Below are 20,587 nucleotides of genomic sequence, written 5' to 3' on the forward strand. Positions count from 1 at the left end.
GTAAAGGCTGGATATGCAGGAAGACGCCCCAAAAATCGCCAAGGACGCCGCGCCGACTGGCACCCAGACACTGCTTCGTGGTTTGGGCGTGGTTCAGGCCGTGGCCAGTGGCGCCCGCGATCTCAAGGAAATCGCCCGGCTGATCGGCACAACACGCAGCACCACTCATCGTCTGGCCAGTTGCCTGGTGGACGAGCGTTATCTGCGGGTGGTGCCGCAAGTCGGTTACCTGCTGGGGCCGAAACTGATCGAGCTGGGTTTCCAGGCACGTGAAGAGCTGCCGCTAGTCACACTGGCCGGGCCGTATCTGGATGAGTTATCGGCGCTGACCGGCGACACCATTCACCTGGCGATTCGTGAGGGTGATGAGGTGCTGTACCTGCACAAGAATCCGGGGCGCAACGGTCCGGAAATGCGTTCGCGGGTCGGTCATCGCATGCCATTGGCACGTACCGGGATCGGTAAGGCGCTGATGCTCGATGACACACAGGAAGAGTGGCAACGGCTGTACGAAATCAGCTTGCCGGTGGGTGGGAAAAATCAGTTCTGGCCGCAGCACCCGGAGCAATCCTGGGAGCAGTTCCAGCAGCGCATGATCGAGTACGTGGCTGGCGGGTACGCCTTCGACCTGGAAGACAACGAACCGTCGATCCGCTGCGTGGCGGCACCGATTCGCGATGCCAGCAAGCGCATCGTCGCCGGTATCAGCATCGCCAGCACCGTGCCGTACATGCCACTGGAAAAAATGGCCGAGCTGATTCCCCTGATCAAAGGGGTCACAGCCCGGCTGTCGGCGGAGCTTGGCTTGAAGGTTTAAACCTTCAGCGTCGCCATGTCGATTACGAAGCGGTACTTCACGTCACCGGCAATCATGCGGGTGTAAGCCTCGTTGATCTGGCGGATGTCGAGCATTTCGATGTCGCAGGTAATGCCGTGTTCGGCGCAGAAATCCAGCACTTCCTGGGTTTCGGCGATGCCGCCGATCAGGGATCCGGCCAACACGCGACGACCCAATACCAGTTTGGCAGCGTGCACCGGTGGCTCGATCGGTTCAATCAAGCCCACCAGAATGTGTACGCCGTCGAAACGCAAGGTATCGAGGTAGGGATTGAGGTCGTGCTGCACCGGAATGGTGTCCAGCAGGAAGTCGAAATGTCCTGCGGCGGCTTTCATCTGCTCGGCATCGGTGGACACGATCACGTGGTCCGCGCCTTGACGACGACCTTCTTCAGCCTTGCTCGCCGACCGGGTGAATAACGTCACCTCAGCGCCCATCGCCTTGGCGAACTTGATGCCCATGTGACCGAGGCCACCCATGCCGAGAATCCCGACCTTGTCACCGGCCTTGACGCCGTAGTGCTTGAGCGGCGAATAAGTGGTGATGCCGGCGCACAGAATGGGCGCGGCGCTGGCCGGGTCGAGTTGCTCCGGAATACGCACGACAAAGTGCTCGCTGACCACGATGCTGTCGGAGTAACCGCCCATGGTGTTGCTGCCATCGACCCGGTCCGGGGTGGCATACGTCATGGTCGGACCTTCCAGGCAGTATTGCTCCAGATCCGCCTGGCAGGCTTCGCAGTGACGGCATGAGTCGACCATGCAACCGACTCCGACCAGATCGCCGACTTTGTGTTGGGTAACGTTCGCACCGATGGCGGTGACTTTTCCGACGATCTCATGGCCGGGCATCAGCGGGTAAACAGCAATGCCCCACTCGTTGCGTGCCTGATGGATGTCGGAATGGCAGACACCGCAGTAGAGGATGTCGATCGCAACGTCGTCGGCCCGTGGGCTGCGGCGTTCGAATTTCATTGGGGCGAGGGGAGTGGTGGCTGACTGAGCGGCGTATCCGATGGCGGTGTACATGGTGAACCTCGCAAAAGCGGTGACAGGTGAGGCGAGCCATTCTGGGCGCCGCACGGGTGACCGGCCATGGCGATTCCTCCGGGTGTCATGCCTAATCCTCCGGCATGCATCGTTGATTGGTCGCAATGGCGTGCAGACCTGCGATGATGCTTTCATCCCTTTTTTTGCGACTTTTTTCGCGACTTCTTTTGAAGAGCTCCCTCATGTTGTTGACCCGTCATCTCGATGCCAACGCCACGCTGGTTTCGCTGATCCAGCCGCTGACCCTTCGCGATGGTTTCGCGCCCACCGCATTGCCTGGGGTGCAGGTTTTGCGCGCCAATTGTGATGTCGCCCGCGGCCCGCAAATCTACGAGCCGAGCCTGGTCATCATCGCCCAAGGCAGCAAATTGGCGTATCTGGGCCCGCGTACGCTGGAATACGGTGCCGGGCATTACCTGATTCAGGCGTTGCCGGTGCCCTTCGAGTGCGAGACGTTTTCGGCGCCGGATGGCCCGATGCTGGGCGTTTCCATCGCCATCGACCGGGTAATGCTGGGTGAGTTGGTGCTGGCCATGGGGCTGTCGCCGGGGCGCACTGTTCCCGCGCAGACGCCCGAGTCCATGACTTCGGCAGTGCTCGACGATGCCATGCGCGGTTGTGTGGAGCGGTTGTTGCGCTGCCTGCACGATCCGCTGGAATGCCAGATCATGGGCCCGGCGCGCTTGCGTGAATTGTTGTTTGTGGCGTTGCGCGGGCCGCAAGCGGATGTGTTGCGGGCGCTGGTGGAACAACAGGGGCAGTTCGCCCGGATCGCGGCGTCCCTGAGTCATCTGCATGGGCATTACACCGAGCCGCTGAATGTCGAGACCCTGGCCAGTTGCGCGAACATGAGCGCGTCGACATTTCATGAGCATTTCAAGCGCTGCACGTTGTTGTCGCCGGTGCAGTATTTGAAGCGTTTGCGCTTGCTCAGGGCCCAGCAGTTGTTGGTGGGCGAAGGCTTGGGTGTGGCTCAGGTGGCGCATCGGGTGGGGTATCAGAGCACGTCGCAGTTCAGCCGTGAGTACAAGCGCTACTTCGAACGTAATCCGGGGGATGAGCGCGTCGCGTGATACACCATGAATCCCTGTGGGAGCGGGCTTGCCCGCGATTACGGTGGGTCAGTCGACTTCAATGTTGAATGATAAATCCTCATCGCGGGCAAGCCCGCTCCCACAAGATTGCGGGCAACAAAAAGGCCCCCGTATCGGGAGCCTTGATGTTCAGCAATTGAACTTACATGTTCGGGTAAGTCGGGCCGCCAGCCCCTTCCGGCGCCACCCAGGTGATGTTCTGTGCAGGGTCCTTGATGTCGCAGGTCTTGCAGTGAACGCAGTTCTGGGCATTGATCTGGAAGCGCTTTTCGCCGTCTTCCTTGGTCACCACTTCGTACACGCCGGCCGGGCAGTAACGCTGGGCGGGCTCATCGTACATCGGCAGGTTTTTGGCGATCGGAATGCTTGGGTCGGTCAGCTTCAAGTGGCAAGGCTGTTCTTCTTCATGGTTGGTACCCGAGATGAACACCGAGCTGAGTTTGTCGAAGCTGATCTTGCCGTCCGGTTTCGGGTAATCGATTTTCTTGCAGTCGGCCGCCAGTTTCAGGCAAGCGTAATCCGGCTTGGTGTCGTGCAAGGTCAACGGCAGTTTACCGCCGAAGATGTTCTGATCGAGCCAGTTGAAACCGCCGCCAACGATGGCGCCGAACTTGTGAATAGCCGGGCCGAAGTTGCGGCTGGCGAACAGTTCGTCATAGAGCCAGCTCTTCTTGAAGGCGTCGACGTAAGGGGTCAGCTCTTGCGTGCCGTCCAGGTCAGCGAACAGCGCATCGGCCACGGCATCAGCGGCGAGCATGCCGGACTTCATTGCGGTGTGACTGCCTTTGATCTTGGCAAAGTTCAGGGTGCCAAGGTCGCAACCGATCAGTGCGCCGCCCTTGAAGACCATCTTCGGCAGCGAGTTCAAGCCGCCTTTGGAGATAGCGCGTGCGCCGTAGCTGATGCGCTTGCCACCTTCCAGGTATTGCTTGAGCACCGGGTGATGCTTGAGGCGCTGGAACTCATCGAACGGCGAAAGGAAGGTGTTGCTGTAGGAAAGATCGACGATCAGACCGACCACCACCTGGTTGTTTTCCAGGTGATAGAGGAACGAGCCTCCGGTGTTTTCGGTGCCCATGATGTCCAGCGGCCAACCGGCAGTGTGAACCACCAGGCCTGGCTGATGCTTGGCCGGGTCGATTTCCCAGATTTCTTTCAGGCCGATGCCGTAGTGCTGGGCGTCGGCTTCGCTGTCGAGGTTGAAGCGCTTGATCAGTTGCTTGCCGATGTGGCCGCGGCAACCTTCGGCGAACAGCGTGTACTTGGCACGCAGTTCCATGCCCGGAGTGTACAGGCCTTCTTTCGGATTGCCTTCGCGGTCAACGCCCAGATCACCGGTGATGATTCCGCGAACCACGCCGTTCTCGTCGAACAGGGCTTCCTGGGCAGCGAAGCCCGGGTAGATTTCCACGCCCAGGTTCTCGGCCTGCTGAGCCAGCCAGCGGCACAGATTGCCCAGGGAAATGATGTAGTTGCCTTCGTTGTGCATGGTCTTGGGCACAAAAAAGTCAGGAATCTTCTGCGCGCTGTCGGCGTTTTTCAGAACGAAGATGTCATCGCGTGTGACGGGCGTATTCAGCGGCGCGCCGAGTTCTTTCCAGTCCGGGAACAGTTCGTTCAGGGCGCGTGGTTCGAACACGGCACCGGACAGGATATGAGCACCGACTTCGGAGCCTTTTTCGACCACGCAGACGCTGATTTCCTTACCGGCTTCGGCGGCCTTCTGCTTCAAGCGGCAGGCGGCAGACAAGCCAGCGGGGCCGGCACCGACGATGACCACGTCGAATTCCATGTATTCGCGTTCCACAGGCTATCTCCTACTCAAGGCTCAACAGTTTTTTTTCTAATTGGAGGTTTGGCGTTGCATCCATTATTTCCTCCGGCAAGCCGGAAGGGACAATGGATGATCCACCTTTCTCTCTAGGTGGCGCATTATATCTACACCACTCCTAGCGTCCAATACAAACGTTTGTTTGAATTGGCTCAAAGCCAGATAAATCAAAGTCACCGCGGCTTATGAGTGGTCATTTTGCCGTATTGACCGGAATAGGCGTTCCGGTCAAGATACGGGCGGTTTTGCGCTCGCCGTAGGCTTACTGTTGGTTTCAAGAGCACCTCTAAAGACAGGGCGATGGCAGTACAAGGTGATGCGCCGCGCAGGTTTTTCGCGCAGTTTACACGCCACGATAATGAATGACTCGTCAGTCACCACTGACGAACGGTTATCCGCCTCGTGAGCAAGGTTCACCCTTTACACCTGCCAGCGTTTTTAGAGGTGCCCTTGCGCCGATGAGCATCAACCGCCAGGTTCGCCTAGGCGACTTTCTTTTCACCGGAGAGTAACGAGGAATCCATGAAGGTTCTTGTAGCTGTCAAACGCGTTGTGGATTACAACGTCAAGGTTCGTGTCAAGGCGGACAATTCCGGCGTCGACCTCGCCAACGTCAAGATGTCGATGAACCCGTTCTGCGAAATCGCAGTGGAAGAAGCCGTACGCCTGAAAGAGAAAGGCGTTGCGACTGAAATCGTCGTCGTCTCCATCGGCCCGTCCACCGCTCAGGAGCAACTGCGCACCGCGCTGGCTCTGGGTGCCGACCGCGCCATCCTCGTCGAATCCGCAGAAGATCTGACTTCCCTGGCCGTTGCCAAACTGTTGAAGGCCGTTGTCGACAAGGAACAGCCTCAGCTGGTGATCCTCGGCAAACAAGCCATCGACAGCGACAACAACCAGACTGGCCAGATGCTCGCGGCATTGAGCGGCTACGGTCAGGGCACCTTCGCCTCTAAAGTCGAAGTGTCCGGCGACAGCGTTGCCGTGACCCGCGAAATCGACGGCGGCGCGCAGACGGTTTCCCTGAAACTGCCGGCCATCGTCACCACCGACCTGCGTTTGAACGAGCCGCGCTACGCGTCTCTGCCAAACATCATGAAAGCCAAGAAGAAGCCTCTCGAAGTGCTGACTCCGGACGCTTTGGGCGTTTCCACCGCCTCCACCAACAAGACCCTGAAAGTCGAAGCGCCGGCTGCACGCAGCGCGGGTATCAAGGTCAAGTCGGTGGCTGAACTGGTTGAAAAACTCAAGAACGAAGCGAAGGTAATCTAAATGACTATCTTGGTTATTGCTGAACACGACAACAAAGTGCTGGCCCCGGCCACGCTGAACACTGTGGCTGCTGCCGCCAAGATCGGTGGTGATATCCACGTTCTGGTTGCAGGTCAGGGCGCTGGCCCCGTAGCTGAAGCCGCTGCAAAAATTGCTGGCGTATCCAAAGTGCTGACAGCCGACAACGCTGCCTACGCTCATCAACTGCCGGAAAACGTTGCTCCGCTGGTAGCCGAGTTGGGCAAGGGCTACAGCCACATCCTGGCTGCTGCGACTTCCAACGGCAAAAACATCCTGCCACGCGTTGCCGCGCAGCTGGACGTTGACCAGATCTCCGAGATCATTTCGGTCGAAAGCGCTGACACCTTCAAGCGTCCGATCTACGCCGGTAACGCCATTGCTACCGTTCAATCGAACGCGGCGGTCAAAGTGATCACCGTGCGTGCCACCGGTTTCGATCCGGTTGCCGCTGAAGGTGGTTCGGCGGCTGTTGAGGCCGTTGCGGCTGCTCACGACGCTGGCACTTCGAGCTTCGTTGGCGAAGAACTGGCCAAGTCCGATCGTCCGGAACTGACCGCTGCCAAGATCGTCGTTTCCGGCGGTCGCGGCATGCAGAACGGCGACAACTTCAAGCACCTGTACGCCTTGGCCGACAAGCTGGGCGCTGCCGTCGGCGCTTCCCGCGCAGCGGTCGACGCAGGTTTCGTACCCAACGACATGCAGGTCGGTCAGACCGGCAAGATCGTTGCGCCACAGCTGTACATCGCCGTCGGTATCTCCGGCGCGATCCAGCACCTGGCCGGCATGAAAGACTCCAAAGTGATCGTGGCGATCAACAAGGACGAAGAAGCGCCGATCTTCCAGGTGGCCGATTACGGCCTGGTGGCGGATTTGTTCGAAGCCATCCCCGAGCTCGAGAAGCTGGTCTAATCCGGCGGCTTGACTTATAAAGAGCCCGACCTTTTGGTCGGGCTTTTTTTTGTTTTTTGAGGGGTGTTTCGCCATGGATTTACGCCACGTGTGTGGCTGGTCACTGCTGCTGGGCCTGACGCTGTTGCCGGGGCTGTCCATAGCTGCGGGCAAATGCGAGCGCCTGGTAGTGACCGGCAGCCCGGACGCGCCGCCGTACCTGTGGCAAGACCCGCAAAACCCCAGGCATCTGATGGGCGCCAGCGCTGATCTGTTGCAGCACGTGGCGGGGGAGTTGGGCATCAAGGTCGAGCTGCTTTACGCAGGTAAACGCTCCCAGGCCCTGGAGGAAGTGCGCAGCGGACGAATGGACATGCTGGCCGATGCGCCGTTGTTGGTCAGTGAGCTGGAAAATCTGGATTACGTCCATCCACCGCTGTTGGAGAACGATTACCTGGTCTGGACTCGCAACGATTCGTTACTGGTCTACAACGAAGCCCAGGACCTTCGCGGTCATTCCGGCGCGTTGTCGGAAAAGGCTCGTATAACCCCCGCATTCGGTATTTTTGCCGAACAGCAATTGACCCTGTTGCGTACGCCCAATCTGACCCAGGCCTTTCAGAAATTGCTGTTGAACGAGGTGGAATTTGTTCTCGCCGGCCGCTATTCGGGCATGGCCATGGTGCAAACGCTGGGGATGGCCAATGACTTGATGGCCCACCCACACCCCATCGATAAACCGGGCCTGTATCTTGCGGTTTCCCATAACTCTGCCTGCAACGATCCTTGGTTGCGCGGACAGCTGGCCAAAAAGATGACAGAATTGCCCGCGTCCGGACTGACAGAAGCTGCGCTGCTGCGCAATATCGAGCGTTGGAAGGCACAGCGCTCACAACCGCAGCCACAACCTGTCAGTACCCCAAAACAGTAGGGATTCTTAGTGAGTATTCGACCTCTTTTCGCTGCCCTGGCCGTTCTGGCTCTGGCGGGTTGTGCAGCCGATCCGGCGCCGAATGAACAAATACGCTTGACCGAGCAAGCCCTTGAACAAGCGAAGGCCGTGGGTGCTACCGCCGACGAAGTGCCGGAGCTGAAACTGGCTGAAGACAAGTTCAAGCGGGCCAAGGGCAACATGGCCGACCAGTCCTTCAAGCATGCGCGCATGCGGGCCGAGCAGGCCGAGCTGGACGCGCGTCTGGCCGAAGCCCGGGTTCTGACCCTCAAGAGTGAGGAGCAGTTGAACGTGCTCAATACCCGTATCACTCGTTTGCGCAAGCAACTGGGAGATGCCCAATGAGCCTGAAAACCAAAGCACTCGGCGGCTTGATCCTGGCCGGTTGTGCAAGCCTTTATGGCTGCGCCGGTCAACACAGCGAAGCCGCAATCCAGCAGGCGGGCACTGACTTTCAGAAGGTCAAGGAAGACTCCAATGTGCTGCGCATTGCGCCCAAGGACGTGATCCGCGCCGGCGAGTCGCTGGCCCGGGCCGATCGTCTGTCCAGCTACTGGGGCAGCGGTTCGGACGTTGTGCATTACGCCTACCTGAGCCGGCGCTACAGCGAAATCGCCCGGGAACACACCAATCAAGTGCTCAACGAGGAGCGCGCGGCGAAGCTCGAACTCGAGCGTCAGCGCCTGCAACTGGCCCTGCGTGAGTCCAAGTTGCTCAGCGTGCAGCAACAGGGCAAGTGGCTCGAAGAGCAGATCGTGGCGTTGGCCACTACCCAAACCGACCGGGGTCTGGTGATGACCTTGGGCGATGTGCTGTTCGATACCGGTGAAGCAGAGCTGAAAAGCTCGGCAAACCGTGTGGTGCTGAAGATCGTCCAGTTTTTGCAGCTCAACCCCAAGCGAGTGGTGCGGATCGAGGGCTATACCGACAGCACTGGCGGTAAACAGGAAAACCTCAAGCTGTCCCGCGACCGTGCGCAATCGGTGGCGGATGTGTTGATGGACCTGGGTATCGACGACAAACGTATCAAGGTCGAAGGCTACGGCGATGAATACCCGGTAGATGCAAACGCCTCAGAGCGTGGTCGTGCGCAGAACCGTCGGGTAGAAATTGTGTTCTCCGACGAAAAAGGCCAGCTCGGCGCCGCCCGCTAAAGGGCTGCGTTACTGGAAAGCCCGGCCTGTCAGCAGCGCCGGGTTTTTTTGTGCCTGCCAAATCCTTAACGCCTGCCAAAAAACAGTACAGTTTTTTGCTGACAATGCACTGTACGGTCGACTATTGTGATAACTGTCCCAGTACACTTCCAAACTGTTCCGGTATTGTTTCACACAAGAATAAAATGCCCGTGAAATCGAGTGCTGCGTCATGACCAATCTCTTGCTTTACCAACGTATTGCTCAGCAGCTGGCCGAAGACATCCGCCGCGGTGTTTACCAGCCAGGGGAGCGCGTGCCTTCGGTGCGCAAGATGAGCTCGCAGCTCAACGTCAGCCATGCAACGGTGTTGCAGGCCTATGCCAACCTTGAAGATCAGGGGCTGATTCGAGCCCGGCCGCAATCCGGTTACTACGTGCACCAGACGCCGGCGCTCACGGCGCCAACCCCGGATATTGCCCGGGTCGAACGACCAGGCCTTGTCACCCGCAGCAGCATTATTCAGCAAGTCCTGGTCGAATCGCGCCGCGAAGGCGTCTTCCCGTTGGGCGCCGCCGTACCGAGCGTTGACTATCTGCCAGTGCGGGCGCTGCATCAGCAATTGGCCAAAGTCACCCGTTTCCATAGTCCGCGGGCGTTCAGCTACATGTTCAGCCCCGGTTTCGAGCCCTTGCGTCGGCAAGTGGCGATCCGCATGCGCGACGCCGGCGTGGTGGTCGACCCGTCGGAAGTGGTGATCACCCACGGCTGCGTCGATGCGCTGCAAATGTCCTTGCGCGTGTTGACCCGACCGGGTGACCTGATCGCCGCCGAGTCGCCAACCTATTACGGTTTGCTGCAACTGGCCGACCTGCTAGGGCTCAAAGTCATCGAAATTCCCAGCGATCCAGCCACCGGCATGAGTCTTGAAGCCCTGCAACTGGCGGCCAACCAGTGGTCGATCAAGGCGCTGGTGCTGACCACGCGCCTGAGCAATCCCCTGGGCGGCACCATGCCCGAAGAGCGGCAGAAACAATTGCTGCGCCTGGCCTCGGATTTCGATATCCAGGTCGTCGAAGACGACATTTACGGCGAACTGATGTTCGAGCAGGGGCGCACCAAATCGCTCAAGGCCTACGACCGGCTGGATCGGGTGATCTATTGCTCCAGCTTCTCCAAAACCCTCTCGCCCGGTGTGCGCATCGGCTGGATGATTGCCGGCAAGTACCAGCAGGAAATCCAGCGTTTGCAGACTTTCAGCACCCATTCGGCCTGCAGCGTCACGCAAATGGGTATCGCGGCCTATCTGGAAAACGGTGGCTACGACCGGCATTTGCGTTACATCCGTCAGGAGTACCGCAAGAACCTCAGCGCTTTTCAATTGGCGGTGCAGCAGTACTTCCCGGAAGGTACGCAGATGACCCGGCCCACCGGCGGCTTCATTCTTTGGGTCAGCCTGCCGGGGCGGGTGAATACGCAAGAACTGCATGTGCGGGCGTTGCAGCAGGGCATCAGCATTGCGCCGGGGCTGATTTTCAGTAATACCGAGCAGTTCAATCACTGCATTCGCCTGAATTGTGGCATCCCCTGGAACCGCGAGGCCGAGCGTGCATTGATGACGCTGGGGTTGCTGGCGACGCAACTTTGTCAGGAGACGGCAAGCGGTTTTTGACCGGTCGGGCAGTGGTGAACGGCCCGCTTGTCTTGTCGTCTCCAACAGGCGAGCATACAGACTTCTGCCGTTCACGCCGTTGGGTCCATGAAGCCGATTTTTCCTGCCATCTGGTTGTTGATCTGCCTGCTAATGACCTGTCACCCGGAAGGCGTCATGGCGGCTTCCGTTCAGGAAAAACCCACAGCCAGTACCCCTGCGAAAAAAGCGGCACCGGTCAAAAAAGCCGCACCGGTCAAAAAAGCTGCGCCGGCCAAAAAGAAGGCAGCAGCGGTAAAGAAGCGTTCCCCCATTGCCGCCAAGTCGAAACCGGCCAGTGAGGTCGTGAAAACCAGACTCCCTTCGGCAGATCTCGACTTGAGCCTGCCCAAGGACATGGTCGAAGAACTGAAACCGGTCGGCACGGTCACCTTGCCCCCACGCGATACGCTGTTGCCACAAATGTTTGGCGACAAGAGCAGCCCGTTCCAGCTCAACGGTCGCCTGCTCAGCAACGAAATGCAGCTGCAACTGCGCAATGAAGAGCGGCGGGAAGTTGAAGGCGCGGCGCTGGAATTCGAGTTCAAGCAGTAATTTCCTCCCCATCGTGACCCGTGGACCAGACGCTTTGTCGGAGACTGGTCGGTCACCTTCGTTTGAATGAAAAAACCCGGGCTCAGGTAATTTTAAACAGCCGTTTTAGCCGTTACTCTGTGCCACGTCCCTTTACCCGTCGCGAGGAGCTTGTCGTCATGAGATGCCGTGAAGGCTGTGGCGCCTGTTGCATTGCCCCTTCCATCAGTTCGCCGATCCCCGGCATGCCCAATGGCAAAGCCGCCGGAGAACGTTGCGTCCAGCTGTCTGCCGATAACCTGTGCAGCATTTTCGGCAAGCCGGAGCGTCCTGCGGTGTGTTCGGCATTTGAAGCCGATGTCGAAGTCTGCGGAAGCAGCAGCGACGAAGCGATCAAGTTGCTGGGCTGGTGGGAGCAAATGACGGCCGCGTGATGTGTTCGACGAATGGAACTTCAACAATAAGGAAAAGACTATGGGTTCGCTGCATCGTATGGCTGTGCTGTGTGGTTTGACGGTTCTACTGGCCTCCACGGCCCAGGCCGAAGAATGGAAAACCGCCAAGGAAGAACAGGGCATCAAGGTATCGTTGAGTGAAGTGGCCGGTTCCCAATACAAGGCATACCGTGGCGTGACCGTCATGAAGACCACCATGGCCAAACTGCGTGCATTGCAGGAAGACGTGCCGGGTGCCTGTGCATGGATTCACGAGTGCAAGACTCAGAAGTTGCTTAAACATGAAGGTAACCAGAGCTGGACCTACACCCAGTTCAATACCCCTTGGCCGGTCACCCCTCGCGACTCCGTGTTGCATATCACCACCGTTGAAGGCGCCGATGGCAGCCTGACCCGTGAGCTGGAAGGGCAACCCCAGTACTTTGCGCAAGAAAAAGGTTTTGTTCGGGTCGCTCAGGTCAAAGGGTTGTGGAAGCTCGTGCCTAAAGGCGATCAAGTCGAAGTGACTTATCAGGCCCATACCGAACCCGGTGGCAGCGTGCCGTCGTGGTTGGCCAACAAGTTTGTGGTCGACGCGCCGTTCAATACCCTCAAAGCCCTGAAAGAACGCGCCGAGAAGTAACCGCGTACTCTTTCCATAGGTCCTGGCGGGGGCTTTATTTTGTTTCTGGATATGCGTTGAACGAAATTTTCACAAAGCCTCCAAGACAATTCGCCCGCGGCCAACCCGTAAGCCTGCGCAACTTTACGCCACGCCTCTTGTCCCACAACGCTGCAAGCGACACTCGGGGGCCGTGGGCCAGTAATCCATGGTAATCCGCGGTTGATCGTGCAACATTTGCGCACCGCGCAAGCCCCGGGGCCGAAGGTGGCCAACAGAGGGCAAGACAGCGGGTGCCGGTCAGTTAAACGCAATCCCAGTTAACCGACCAGCCTCAGGCAAGGCGCCGCTGTATTTTTTGAAACTTCAACTTCCAATGGGTCCTGAAACGACATGGCAAACCCGGACGCCCTGAGTCAGCAGCGAGCTTCTAGTCGCCTGCTGCAACCGACCGTCAAATCGCATCTGGCCTACACGCTAATGTGTGCGGTGATCATGATGGTCATGTTGAGCCTGCTGCGCGTGGCGCTGCTGGTCTACAACAGCTCGATGATCCTCGATACACCGGCTTCGACCTTTCTGGAAGCGTTCGCCAACGGCCTGCGTTTCGACTTGCGTCTGGTGGTTTACCTCAGCATTCCGCTGCTGCTGGCATTGTTCAGCGCCAGGGCGATGGCCGCCCGCGGGTTTTTCCGGCTGTGGCTGACCGTTGTCTCAAGCATCGCGCTGTTCCTCGGCCTGATGGAGATGGACTTTTACCGCGAGTTCCACCAGCGCCTCAACGGTCTGGTCTTCCAGTACGTGAAGGAAGACCCGAAAACCGTGATGAGCATGCTCTGGTACGGTTTTCCGGTGGTTCGCTACCTGCTGGCGTGGGGCGTGGGCACCTTGATTCTGACGCTTGCGTTCAAGGGCGCCGACCGTGCCACGCGTCCTCGCGGGCCGTTCAGCGGTGGCAGCATCAGTACGCGACAGGTTGCTCCGTGGTATACGCGTGGCGCGGTGTTCCTGGTCTGCCTGCTGATTTGCGTGGTCGCTGCGCGTGGCACCCTGCGTCAAGGGCCGCCAATGCGTTGGGGTGACGTGTACACCACCGATTCGAACTTCGCCAATCAGTTGGGCCTCAATGGCACGCTGTCGTTGATTGCAGCGGCCAAAAGCCGGCTGTCCGAACATCGCGACAATGTCTGGAAGGCCACATTGCCACAGCCTCAGGCCCAGCAGACTGTGCGCGATTTGTTGTTGACCCCAAGTGACAAGCTGATCGATACCGAGACCGCCGCGGTGCGTCGCAATTTCAGCCCCGACACCAACAAGACACTGCCGATCAAGAACGTCGTGGTGATCCTGATGGAAAGCTTCGCCGGTCACTCGGTGGGCGCCCTGGGTCGTCCGGGTGACATCACGCCGTACTTCGACAAACTGTCGAAAGAAGGCCTGTTGTTCGATCGTTTCTTCTCCAACGGCACCCATACCCACCAGGGCATGTTCGCCACCATGGCCTGCTTCCCGAACTTGCCGGGTTTCGAATACCTGATGCAGACACCCGAAGGCAGTCACAAACTGTCCGGCCTGCCGCAATTGCTCAGCGCCCGGGACTACGATGATGTGTACGTCTACAACGGCGACTTCGCCTGGGACAACCAGTCGGGCTTCTTCAGCAACCAGGGCATGACCACCTTCATCGGGCGTAATGACTTCGTCAACCCGGTGTTTTCCGATGCAACCTGGGGCGTGTCCGACCAGGACATGTTCAACCGTGGCCTGGAAGAGTTGAAGGCCCGTGATGGCAAGGACAAGAAACCGTTCTATGCCTTGCTGCAAACGCTGTCCAACCACACGCCGTACGCTTTGCCGACGCCATTGCCGGTGAAGCCTGTGACCGATCGCGGCAACCTCAACGACCACTTGACCGCCATGCGCTACTCCGACTGGGCGTTGGGTCAATTCTTCGAACAGGCCCGCAAAGAGCCGTATTTCAAGGAAACCCTGTTTGTAGTGGTCGGCGACCACGGTTTTGGCAACGAACAGCAGATCACTGAAATGGACTTGGGTCGCTTCAACGTTCCAATGTTGCTGATCGGGCCGGGCGTCCAGGAAAAATTCGGCCAGGTCGACCACACCGTCGGCACCCAGATCGACATCGTGCCGACCATCATGGGCCGTATTGGTGGAGAGGTGGCTCATCAATGCTGGGGTCGAGACTTGTTGAACCTGCCGGAAGGCGACAAGGGTTTTGGCGTGATCAAGCCGTCGGGCAGCGATCAGACGGTTGCATTGCTCACCGGGGATCGTGTGCTGGTATTGCCCAAGGAAATGCCGCCGAAGTTGTATCAATATGAACTGGGCGCCAATCCCAAAGGTGAAGTGATCCCGGCATCGGCTGACGAAGCGGCGCTCAAGCAAAAGCTCGAGTCGTTCATCCAGACGGCTACCAAAAGCCTGATTGATAACACCGCCGGTGTCGTTGACGGCAAGCCGGATTAAGTTTCGGTGCAATAAAAAGAGGCCCTTCGCAGGGCCTCTTTTTTTTGCCGGCAAAACCTTTATATCTTGCCAAGCAGCAGCAGGATCAATAGCACCACCAACACCACGCCGATGATACCGGACGGGCCGTAACCCCAACTTCTGGAGTATGGGAAGACCGGCAGACCACCTAACAGCAACAGGATAAGAATAATGATAAGAATTGTGCCCATGTCTATTTCCTTGTTGGTTGTGGATTTGACCTGGCGTTTGAGCCATCAGCAGGACTTGTATTAATCCTAGCTGCTTACAAAATCCGACTCATGGATATGAAGAAAAATTCCAGGTTTTTTTAATGTATTTGGCAAGTACGTTTATTTCTTTTATTGCGTCTCAAAGTTGAAACAACCGGACCGCGCCGTGGTTCATCGCTGGCCATTCAGCAATCTGATGGAGCGTGGGTCGCGCATTATCCTTCGCTACACTCGGTGCATCTTCCCCGGAACAACAAGGCTGTTTGCTATGCAAAATCGCATGATGATCACTGGCGCGGGCTCAGGCCTGGGTCGCGAAATCGCGCTGCGCTGGGCGCGTGAAGGCTGGCAGCTGGCCTTGTCGGATGTCAGTGAACCCGGCCTGCAAGAAACCCTGAAGCGGGTTCGCGAAGCCGGCGGTGATGGTTTCATTCAGCGTTGTGATGTGCGCGACTACAGCCAACTGACGGCATTCGCCCAAGCCTGTGAAGAGAAGTTCGGCGGCATCGATGTCATCGTCAACAACGCCGGCGTGGCCTCGGGCGGTTTCTTCAGTGAATTGTCGCTGGAAGACTGGGACTGGCAGATCGCAATCAACCTGATGGGTGTGGTCAAGGGTTGCAAGGCCTTCCTGCCACTGCTGGAGAAAAGCAAAGGCAAGATCATCAACATCGCCTCGATGGCCGCACTGATGCAAGGCCCGGCCATGAGCAACTACAACGTGGCCAAGGCGGGTGTGGTGGCGTTGTCCGAAAGTCTGTTGATCGAACTGGCCCATGAGCAAGTCAGCGTGCATGTGGTCTGCCCGTCATTCTTCCAGACCAACTTGCTGGACTCTTTTCGCGGCCCGACTCCAGCCATGAAAGCCCAGGTCGGCAAGTTGCTGGAAAGCTCGCCGATCACCGCTGCCGATATTGCCGATTACATCTATCAGCAAGTCGCCGTCGGCCAATTCCTGATTCTGCCTCACGAGCAGGGCCGCATGGCCTGGGCGATCAAACAGAAAGATCCGCAATTGCTCTACAACGAAATGACCGTCATGGCGGACAAAATGCGCGCCAAGGCCAAACAATCCGCAGGCTGAACTTGCCCGTGCGCAAGACCGTCGTTAGGGTGGCCGCAACCGGCCATCCTCACGAGACATTTGCATGCTCAATTACCTGTGGTTTTTCCTCGCCGCGCTGTTCGAAATCGCCGGCTGCTTCGCCTTCTGGATGTGGTTGCGCCAGGGTAAAAGCGCTTTATGGATCGTCCCGGCGCTGGTCAGCCTGATCCTGTTCGCGGTGCTGCTGACCCGGGTCGAAGCAAGCTACGCCGGCCGCGCCTACGCCGCCTACGGTGGCATCTACATCATTGCGTCAATCGGTTGGCTGGCGGTGGTCGAGCGGATTCGTCCGCTGGGCTCGGACTGGATTGGCATGGCGTTGTGTGTGATGGGGGCGGGCGTCATTCTGTTTGGCCCGCGCTTTTCCGCTTCCTGAAGAATCGGCCCTTCATTCAACCGGTTGTCAGACGCGTCCGTCAGGGCAAAGCCTTTTGGGTTGTAGGGCAAGACTGTTTTGCTGCCGTTGCATTGAAGACCCGCTACGCGCCGGGCATCTTCAAGGGCCGGTAACCCTGAAGGATGAAGGCCATGCTTGTACTGAGTCGCGTTGTGGGCGAGTTGATTTCCATTGGTGACAACATTTCCGTGCGGGTTCTCGCCGTCAACGGAAGCAGCGTGCGCTTCGGTGTCGAAGCGCCGCAGGAGGTCAACGTACATCGCGCCGAAGTCTATGAGCGCATCCAGATCAAACAGGCCAAAGCCAAAGCCCGTTAAAGGTCTCAGTCGAACAGATGCTTGGGCACGTCGTGCTTGAGCATCAATTGGCATTGTTCGCTTTCCGGATCGAAGACGATCAACGCCTGGCCCTTGGTCAATGCCTGACGAACGCGCAGCACGCGGGTTTCCAGCGGTGTGTCATCGCCATTGTCCGTGCCGTCGCGGGTCACGAAATCCTCGATCAGGCGGGTCAGCGTGTCGACTTCAAGTTGGTCGTGGGGAATCAGCATAAGGCACCTCGGCTAAACAATGGCGCGATGCTACGGCGAATGGGCGATTGCGGCTAGCCTGGGGCTCACGTGGCGCCTGATCTACCGCCTTCGCGGGCAAGCCTCGCTCCTACAGGTACGCGTCGTGCGGGATATTGCGTCTTGATCGTTCCCACGCTCTGCGTGGGAATGCCTCAGGGGACGCTCCGCGTTCCAGCTCTCGGAAGGGACGCGGAGCGACCCGGGCTGCGTCGTGGGAACGTTCGTAGGAAACAATCAACCGTCTGAACGCTGCCCGATCAAGCTGTCCACCGACGGCACCCGGGTATCGCTTTCCATCTGCGTCTCGTGTTCGAGCTGATGACTGAACCGGTCCAGTGAGCCCTTGGCCGGTTGTGCATCGCTGGCGAACACTGGCGGGCTGAGGATGTAGGCGCCGAGCAGGCGGCTGAGGGCGGCGAGGCTGTCGATGTGGGTGCGTTCATAACCGTGGGTGGCATCGCAACCGAAAGCGAGCAGGGCGGTGCGAATGTCGTGGCCGGCCGTAACGGCAGAGTGAGCATCGCTGAAGTAATAGCGGAACAGGTCGCGACGCGCCGGCAGTTCGTTGTCGCTGGCAAGCCGCAGCAGGTGGCGTGACAAGTGATAGTCATAAGGCCCGCCGGAATCCTGCATCGCCACGCTCACCGCGTGTTCGCTGGACTGCTGGCCGGGCGCGACCGGCGCGATGTCGATGCCGACGAATTCACTGACATCCCAAGGCAGCGCAGCCGCTGCACCGCTGCCGGTTTCTTCGGTGATGGTGAACAGCGGATGGCAGTCGATCATCAGTTCTTCGCCGCTGTCGACAATGGCTTTGAGCGCCGCCAGCAGTGCGGCAACGCCGGCCTTGTCGTCGAGGTGACGGGCGCTGATGTGGCCGCTTTCGGTGAACTCCGGCAACGGGTCGAAGGCGACGAAATCGCCGACGCTGATCCCCAGCGAATCGCAATCGGCGCGGGTGGCGCAGTAGGCGTCCAGGCGCAATTCGATGTGATCCCAACTGATCGGCAGTTCATCCACGGCAGTATTGAATGCGTGCCCGGAAGCCATCAACGGCAACACGCTGCCGCGGATCACGCCGTTGTCGGTGAACAGACTGACACGGCTGCCTTCGGCAAAACGGCTGGACCAGCAACCGACCGGCGCCAGGGTCAGGCGACCGTTGTCCTTGATCGCGCGAACCGCCGCGCCAATGGTGTCCAGGTGGGCGGAGACGGCACGGTCCGGGGTGTTTTTCTTGCCCTTGAGGGTGGCGCGGATGGTGCCACGACGGGTCATCTCAAAGGGAATGCCCAGCTCTTCGAGACGCTCGGCGACGTAACGCACGATGGTGTCGGTGAAGCCGGTGGGGCTGGGAATGGCGAGCATTTCCAGCAGGACTTTTTGCAGATAATCGAGATCCGGTTCGGGAATCTTGCGGGTCATGGAAACTCCTGATGGGTTGAGAGCTGATCGTTCCCACGCTCTGCGTGGGAATGCAGCCAGGGACGCTCTGCGTCCCAAGTGGACGCGGAGCGTCCGAGGAGTCATTACCACGCAGAGCGTGGGAATGATCATGAAAGGAAATCTACGTTGCCTGTCAGGCCGCCTTCGCGGGCAAGCCTCGCACCTACAGAATTGGTATCGTCGCCTCATATCTGTAGGAGCGAGGCTTGCCCGCGAAGACGCCCGTCCAGGCACTGCATTACTAAGAGGCCGCCGGATGACTATGCGGAAACAACAAATCCACAAACCGCTCGGCCGTCGGCTGCGGTTCATGGTTGGCCAGCCCGGCGCGTTCATTGGCTTCGATAAACACATACTGCGGCTGGTCGGCGGCCGGCACCATCAGGTCGAGCCCGACCATCGGAATATCCAGCGCCCGCGCCGCACGCACCGCCGCGTCCACCAAGGTTGGATGCAAAATCGCCGTGACGTCTTCCAGAATGCCGCCGGTATGAAGATTGGCCGTGCGCCGCACGAACAGATGCTCACCAGCCGACAGAATGCTGCTGTAGTCGTAACCTGCCGCCTGCACGGTGCGCTGGGTCTCGTGGTCCAGCGGAATTTTGCTTTCACCGCTGGTTGCTGCCTGACGGCGACGGCTCTGGGCCTCGATCAGCGCACCGATGGAATGCTGACCATCGCCCACCACTTCCGCCGGTCGGCGAATGGCGGCGGCGACCACTTCGAAGCCGATCACCAGAATCCGTAAGTCGAGGCCTTCATGGAAGCTTTCCAGCAGCACTCGACTGTCGAAGGTGCGGGCGTTTTCGATGGCTTGCTGGACCTCTTCGATGGTCCGTAAATCCACCGCCACCCCTTGGCCCTGTTCACCGTCCAGCGGTTTGACCACCACCCGTTGGTGCTCGTCGAGAAACGCCAGATTATCGTCCACGCTCCCCGCCAGTTGTTGGGCGGGCAGTGCCAGACCGGCGTTTTTCAGCACTTTGTGGGTCAGGCTTTTGTCCTGGCACAACGTCATGCTGATGGCGCTGGTCAGGTCGCTCAGGGATTCGCGGCAACGTACCCGACGACTGCCGTGAATCAAGGTGAACAAGCCGGCTTGCGCGTCATCCACCTGCACATCAATGCCGCGCCGATGCGCCTCCTCGACGATGATCCGCGCATACGGATTGAACTCGGCTTGCGGGCCAGGGCCAAGAAACAACGGCTGGTTGATGCCGTTCTTGCGCTTGATGGCGAAGGTCGACAAATTGCGAAAACCGAGCTTGGCGTAAAGACATTTCGCCTGACGGTTGTTGTGCAGCACCGACAGGTCCAGGTAACTCAAGCCACGGCTCATGAAGTGTTCGATCAAGTGCCGCACCAGCACCTCACCGACGCCTGGGCGCGAACAGTGCGGATCGACCGCCAGGCACCACAGGCTGCTGCCATTTTCCGGGTCATTGAAGGCCTTGTGATGATTCAGGCCCATGACACTGCCGATGATGGTGCCGCTGTCCTCATCCTCGGCCAGCCAGTAAACCGGGCCGCCCTGGTGATGGGGCGTCAGCAAATTCGCATCGATGGGCAGCATGCCGCGTGCCTGATACAGCTGATTGATGGCCTGCCAGTCCGCCTCGCTTTGCGCCCGACGGATGCGAAAGCCGCGAAACACTCGGGTGGCCTGACGGTAATCGCTGAACCACAGGCGCAAGGTGTCGGAGGGGTCAAGAAACAGTTGCGCCGGCTCCAGCCCCAACACTTGCTGGGGCGCGGCAACGTACAAGGCGATGTCCCGCTCACCGGGTTGCTCATTGAGCAACTCTTGGGCAAGGCTCGCCGCATCGGGAAAGGTGTGGCCGATCAGCAGCCGGCCCCAACCGCAATGCACCGCGATTGGCGCGGCGCCCAATTCGCTGCCGTCTTCGGCCAGGCGCGCTTGCAGGCGTTCATAAGAGGGCGTCTGACCGCGCAACAAGCGTTGGCTATAAGCCGTGGCGTGAGGTTTCAT

Annotated in this window: 21 protein-coding genes; 15 read left to right on the forward strand and 6 right to left on the reverse strand. The window is 58.9% G+C overall.

All coding sequences use genetic code 11. The annotated features are described in order from the left end of the window. Positions 1–13: 13 nt before the first annotated feature. On the forward strand, positions 14–817 hold the full coding sequence (locus BZL43_RS26065; protein ID WP_008012044.1) for an IclR family transcriptional regulator: 804 nt from the start codon (positions 14–16) through the stop codon (positions 815–817). Here BZL43_RS26065 and BZL43_RS26070 read toward each other — a convergent pair. Then, the gene (locus BZL43_RS26070; RefSeq protein WP_095634933.1) at positions 814–1,866 is read right to left on the reverse strand and encodes an NAD(P)-dependent alcohol dehydrogenase; all 1,053 of its coding nucleotides are present in this window, start codon (positions 1,864–1,866) and stop codon (positions 814–816) included. The genes BZL43_RS26065 and BZL43_RS26070 overlap by 4 nt on opposite strands. Before the next feature lie 203 nt (positions 1,867–2,069). On the opposite strand from BZL43_RS26070, the gene BZL43_RS26075 reads away from it, so the two are divergent. Next, the gene (locus BZL43_RS26075) at positions 2,070–2,960 is read left to right on the forward strand and encodes an AraC family transcriptional regulator (RefSeq protein WP_095634934.1); all 891 of its coding nucleotides are present in this window, start codon (positions 2,070–2,072) and stop codon (positions 2,958–2,960) included. Between the two features lie 163 nt (positions 2,961–3,123). On the opposite strand, the gene BZL43_RS26080 is transcribed toward BZL43_RS26075, so the two are convergent. Continuing rightward, positions 3,124–4,788 carry an electron transfer flavoprotein-ubiquinone oxidoreductase gene (locus tag BZL43_RS26080; RefSeq protein WP_095634935.1) on the reverse strand — a complete coding sequence of 555 codons (1,665 nt, stop codon included), beginning with the start codon at positions 4,786–4,788 and terminating at the stop codon, positions 3,124–3,126. Positions 4,789–5,334: 546 nt separating this feature from the next. Here BZL43_RS26080 and BZL43_RS26085 point away from each other — a divergent pair. From BZL43_RS26085 to BZL43_RS26130, 10 genes are all read left to right on the forward strand, one after another. Further along, positions 5,335–6,084, forward strand: coding sequence for an electron transfer flavoprotein subunit beta/FixA family protein (locus tag BZL43_RS26085; protein ID WP_003226982.1), 750 nt, complete (start codon positions 5,335–5,337; stop codon positions 6,082–6,084). Further along, a complete protein-coding gene (locus BZL43_RS26090) occupies positions 6,085–7,014 on the forward strand; it encodes an electron transfer flavoprotein subunit alpha/FixB family protein (protein WP_095634936.1) in 930 nt (309 codons plus the stop codon). 73 nt (positions 7,015–7,087) lie between these two features. After that, entirely contained in the window at positions 7,088–7,924 is an 837-nt protein-coding gene (locus tag BZL43_RS26095; protein WP_095634937.1) for an ABC transporter substrate-binding protein, read from the forward strand. Positions 7,925–7,933: 9 nt separating this feature from the next. Continuing rightward, positions 7,934–8,290: a DUF4398 domain-containing protein gene (locus BZL43_RS26100; protein ID WP_095634938.1), complete on the forward strand. Its 357-nt coding sequence runs from the start codon at positions 7,934–7,936 to the stop codon at positions 8,288–8,290. Next, a complete protein-coding gene (locus BZL43_RS26105) occupies positions 8,287–9,099 on the forward strand; it encodes an OmpA family protein (protein ID WP_095634939.1) in 813 nt (270 codons plus the stop codon). Before BZL43_RS26100 ends, BZL43_RS26105 begins: the two co-directional genes overlap by 4 nt. 211 nt (positions 9,100–9,310) lie before the next feature. Then, positions 9,311–10,750: a PLP-dependent aminotransferase family protein gene (locus BZL43_RS26110; protein ID WP_007903895.1), complete on the forward strand. Its 1,440-nt coding sequence runs from the start codon at positions 9,311–9,313 to the stop codon at positions 10,748–10,750. Between the two features lie 87 nt (positions 10,751–10,837). Continuing rightward, positions 10,838–11,323, forward strand: coding sequence for a translation initiation factor 2 (locus BZL43_RS26115; RefSeq protein ID WP_095634940.1), 486 nt, complete (start codon positions 10,838–10,840; stop codon positions 11,321–11,323). A 158-nt stretch (positions 11,324–11,481) separates the two neighbouring features. Next, the gene (locus BZL43_RS26120; RefSeq protein WP_019582607.1) at positions 11,482–11,736 is read left to right on the forward strand and encodes a YkgJ family cysteine cluster protein; all 255 of its coding nucleotides are present in this window, start codon (positions 11,482–11,484) and stop codon (positions 11,734–11,736) included. Between the two features lie 40 nt (positions 11,737–11,776). After that, on the forward strand, positions 11,777–12,379 hold the full coding sequence (locus BZL43_RS26125; RefSeq protein ID WP_095634941.1) for an START domain-containing protein: 603 nt from the start codon (positions 11,777–11,779) through the stop codon (positions 12,377–12,379). Between the two features lie 372 nt (positions 12,380–12,751). Then, positions 12,752–14,845, forward strand: coding sequence for an LTA synthase family protein (locus BZL43_RS26130; protein WP_095634942.1), 2,094 nt, complete (start codon positions 12,752–12,754; stop codon positions 14,843–14,845). Positions 14,846–14,904: 59 nt separating this feature from the next. On the opposite strand, the gene BZL43_RS26135 is transcribed toward BZL43_RS26130, so the two are convergent. After that, complete coding sequence (locus tag BZL43_RS26135) at positions 14,905–15,063, reverse strand: DUF3309 family protein (protein WP_177319020.1); 159 nt, start codon at positions 15,061–15,063, stop codon at positions 14,905–14,907. A 283-nt stretch (positions 15,064–15,346) separates the two neighbouring features. Here BZL43_RS26135 and BZL43_RS26140 point away from each other — a divergent pair, with 283 nt between their 5' ends. The 3 genes from BZL43_RS26140 to csrA all read left to right on the forward strand — a co-directional run bounded on the left by BZL43_RS26140 (position 15,347) and on the right by csrA (position 16,897). Further along, positions 15,347–16,162, forward strand: a complete 816-nt coding sequence (locus BZL43_RS26140; RefSeq protein ID WP_095634943.1) for an SDR family oxidoreductase — start codon at positions 15,347–15,349, stop codon at positions 16,160–16,162. 64 nt (positions 16,163–16,226) lie between these two features. Continuing rightward, entirely contained in the window at positions 16,227–16,559 is a 333-nt protein-coding gene (locus BZL43_RS26145; protein WP_095634944.1) for a YnfA family protein, read from the forward strand. 152 nt (positions 16,560–16,711) lie between these two features. After that, the gene (gene csrA / locus BZL43_RS26150; protein WP_095634945.1) at positions 16,712–16,897 is read left to right on the forward strand and encodes a carbon storage regulator CsrA; all 186 of its coding nucleotides are present in this window, start codon (positions 16,712–16,714) and stop codon (positions 16,895–16,897) included. A gap of 5 nt (positions 16,898–16,902) precedes the next feature. Here csrA and BZL43_RS26155 read toward each other — a convergent pair whose 3' ends face one another. The 3 genes from BZL43_RS26155 to ngg all read right to left on the reverse strand — a co-directional run bounded on the left by BZL43_RS26155 (position 16,903) and on the right by ngg (position 20,587). Continuing rightward, positions 16,903–17,130: a YheU family protein gene (locus BZL43_RS26155; RefSeq protein WP_003199186.1), complete on the reverse strand. Its 228-nt coding sequence runs from the start codon at positions 17,128–17,130 to the stop codon at positions 16,903–16,905. A gap of 255 nt (positions 17,131–17,385) precedes the next feature. Continuing rightward, the gene (locus BZL43_RS26160; protein ID WP_095634946.1) at positions 17,386–18,576 is read right to left on the reverse strand and encodes an osmoprotectant NAGGN system M42 family peptidase; all 1,191 of its coding nucleotides are present in this window, start codon (positions 18,574–18,576) and stop codon (positions 17,386–17,388) included. Between the two features lie 262 nt (positions 18,577–18,838). Beyond that, positions 18,839–20,587 (reverse strand): N-acetylglutaminylglutamine synthetase, encoded by a 1,749-nt coding sequence (ngg, locus tag BZL43_RS26165; protein ID WP_095634947.1) that lies wholly within the window; start codon positions 20,585–20,587, stop codon positions 18,839–18,841.

This window comes from Pseudomonas sp. PICF141, assembly GCF_002286815.1.
In the GTDB taxonomy this organism is placed as follows: domain Bacteria; phylum Pseudomonadota; class Gammaproteobacteria; order Pseudomonadales; family Pseudomonadaceae; genus Aquipseudomonas.

What these genes read in the sequence shown, in the direction of transcription:
- BZL43_RS26140 (WP_095634943.1), top strand. Translation starts at nt 15,347, where the DNA reads ATGCAAAATCGCATGATGATCACTGGCGCGGGCTCAGGCCTGGGTCGC.
- ngg (WP_095634947.1), bottom strand. Translation starts at nt 20,587, where the DNA reads ATGAAACCTCACGCCACGGCTTATAGCCAACGCTTGTTGCGCGGTCAG.
- BZL43_RS26125 (WP_095634941.1), top strand. Translation starts at nt 11,777, where the DNA reads ATGGGTTCGCTGCATCGTATGGCTGTGCTGTGTGGTTTGACGGTTCTA.
- BZL43_RS26120 (WP_019582607.1), top strand. Translation starts at nt 11,482, where the DNA reads ATGAGATGCCGTGAAGGCTGTGGCGCCTGTTGCATTGCCCCTTCCATC.
- BZL43_RS26090 (WP_095634936.1), top strand. Translation starts at nt 6,085, where the DNA reads ATGACTATCTTGGTTATTGCTGAACACGACAACAAAGTGCTGGCCCCG.
- BZL43_RS26085 (WP_003226982.1), top strand. Translation starts at nt 5,335, where the DNA reads ATGAAGGTTCTTGTAGCTGTCAAACGCGTTGTGGATTACAACGTCAAG.
- BZL43_RS26130 (WP_095634942.1), top strand. Translation starts at nt 12,752, where the DNA reads ATGGCAAACCCGGACGCCCTGAGTCAGCAGCGAGCTTCTAGTCGCCTG.
- BZL43_RS26065 (WP_008012044.1), top strand. Translation starts at nt 14, where the DNA reads ATGCAGGAAGACGCCCCAAAAATCGCCAAGGACGCCGCGCCGACTGGC.
- BZL43_RS26160 (WP_095634946.1), bottom strand. Translation starts at nt 18,576, where the DNA reads ATGACCCGCAAGATTCCCGAACCGGATCTCGATTATCTGCAAAAAGTC.
- BZL43_RS26075 (WP_095634934.1), top strand. Translation starts at nt 2,070, where the DNA reads ATGTTGTTGACCCGTCATCTCGATGCCAACGCCACGCTGGTTTCGCTG.
- BZL43_RS26115 (WP_095634940.1), top strand. Translation starts at nt 10,838, where the DNA reads ATGAAGCCGATTTTTCCTGCCATCTGGTTGTTGATCTGCCTGCTAATG.
- BZL43_RS26095 (WP_095634937.1), top strand. Translation starts at nt 7,088, where the DNA reads ATGGATTTACGCCACGTGTGTGGCTGGTCACTGCTGCTGGGCCTGACG.
- BZL43_RS26155 (WP_003199186.1), bottom strand. Translation starts at nt 17,130, where the DNA reads ATGCTGATTCCCCACGACCAACTTGAAGTCGACACGCTGACCCGCCTG.
- BZL43_RS26070 (WP_095634933.1), bottom strand. Translation starts at nt 1,866, where the DNA reads ATGTACACCGCCATCGGATACGCCGCTCAGTCAGCCACCACTCCCCTC.
- BZL43_RS26110 (WP_007903895.1), top strand. Translation starts at nt 9,311, where the DNA reads ATGACCAATCTCTTGCTTTACCAACGTATTGCTCAGCAGCTGGCCGAA.
- BZL43_RS26145 (WP_095634944.1), top strand. Translation starts at nt 16,227, where the DNA reads ATGCTCAATTACCTGTGGTTTTTCCTCGCCGCGCTGTTCGAAATCGCC.
- BZL43_RS26105 (WP_095634939.1), top strand. Translation starts at nt 8,287, where the DNA reads ATGAGCCTGAAAACCAAAGCACTCGGCGGCTTGATCCTGGCCGGTTGT.
- csrA (WP_095634945.1), top strand. Translation starts at nt 16,712, where the DNA reads ATGCTTGTACTGAGTCGCGTTGTGGGCGAGTTGATTTCCATTGGTGAC.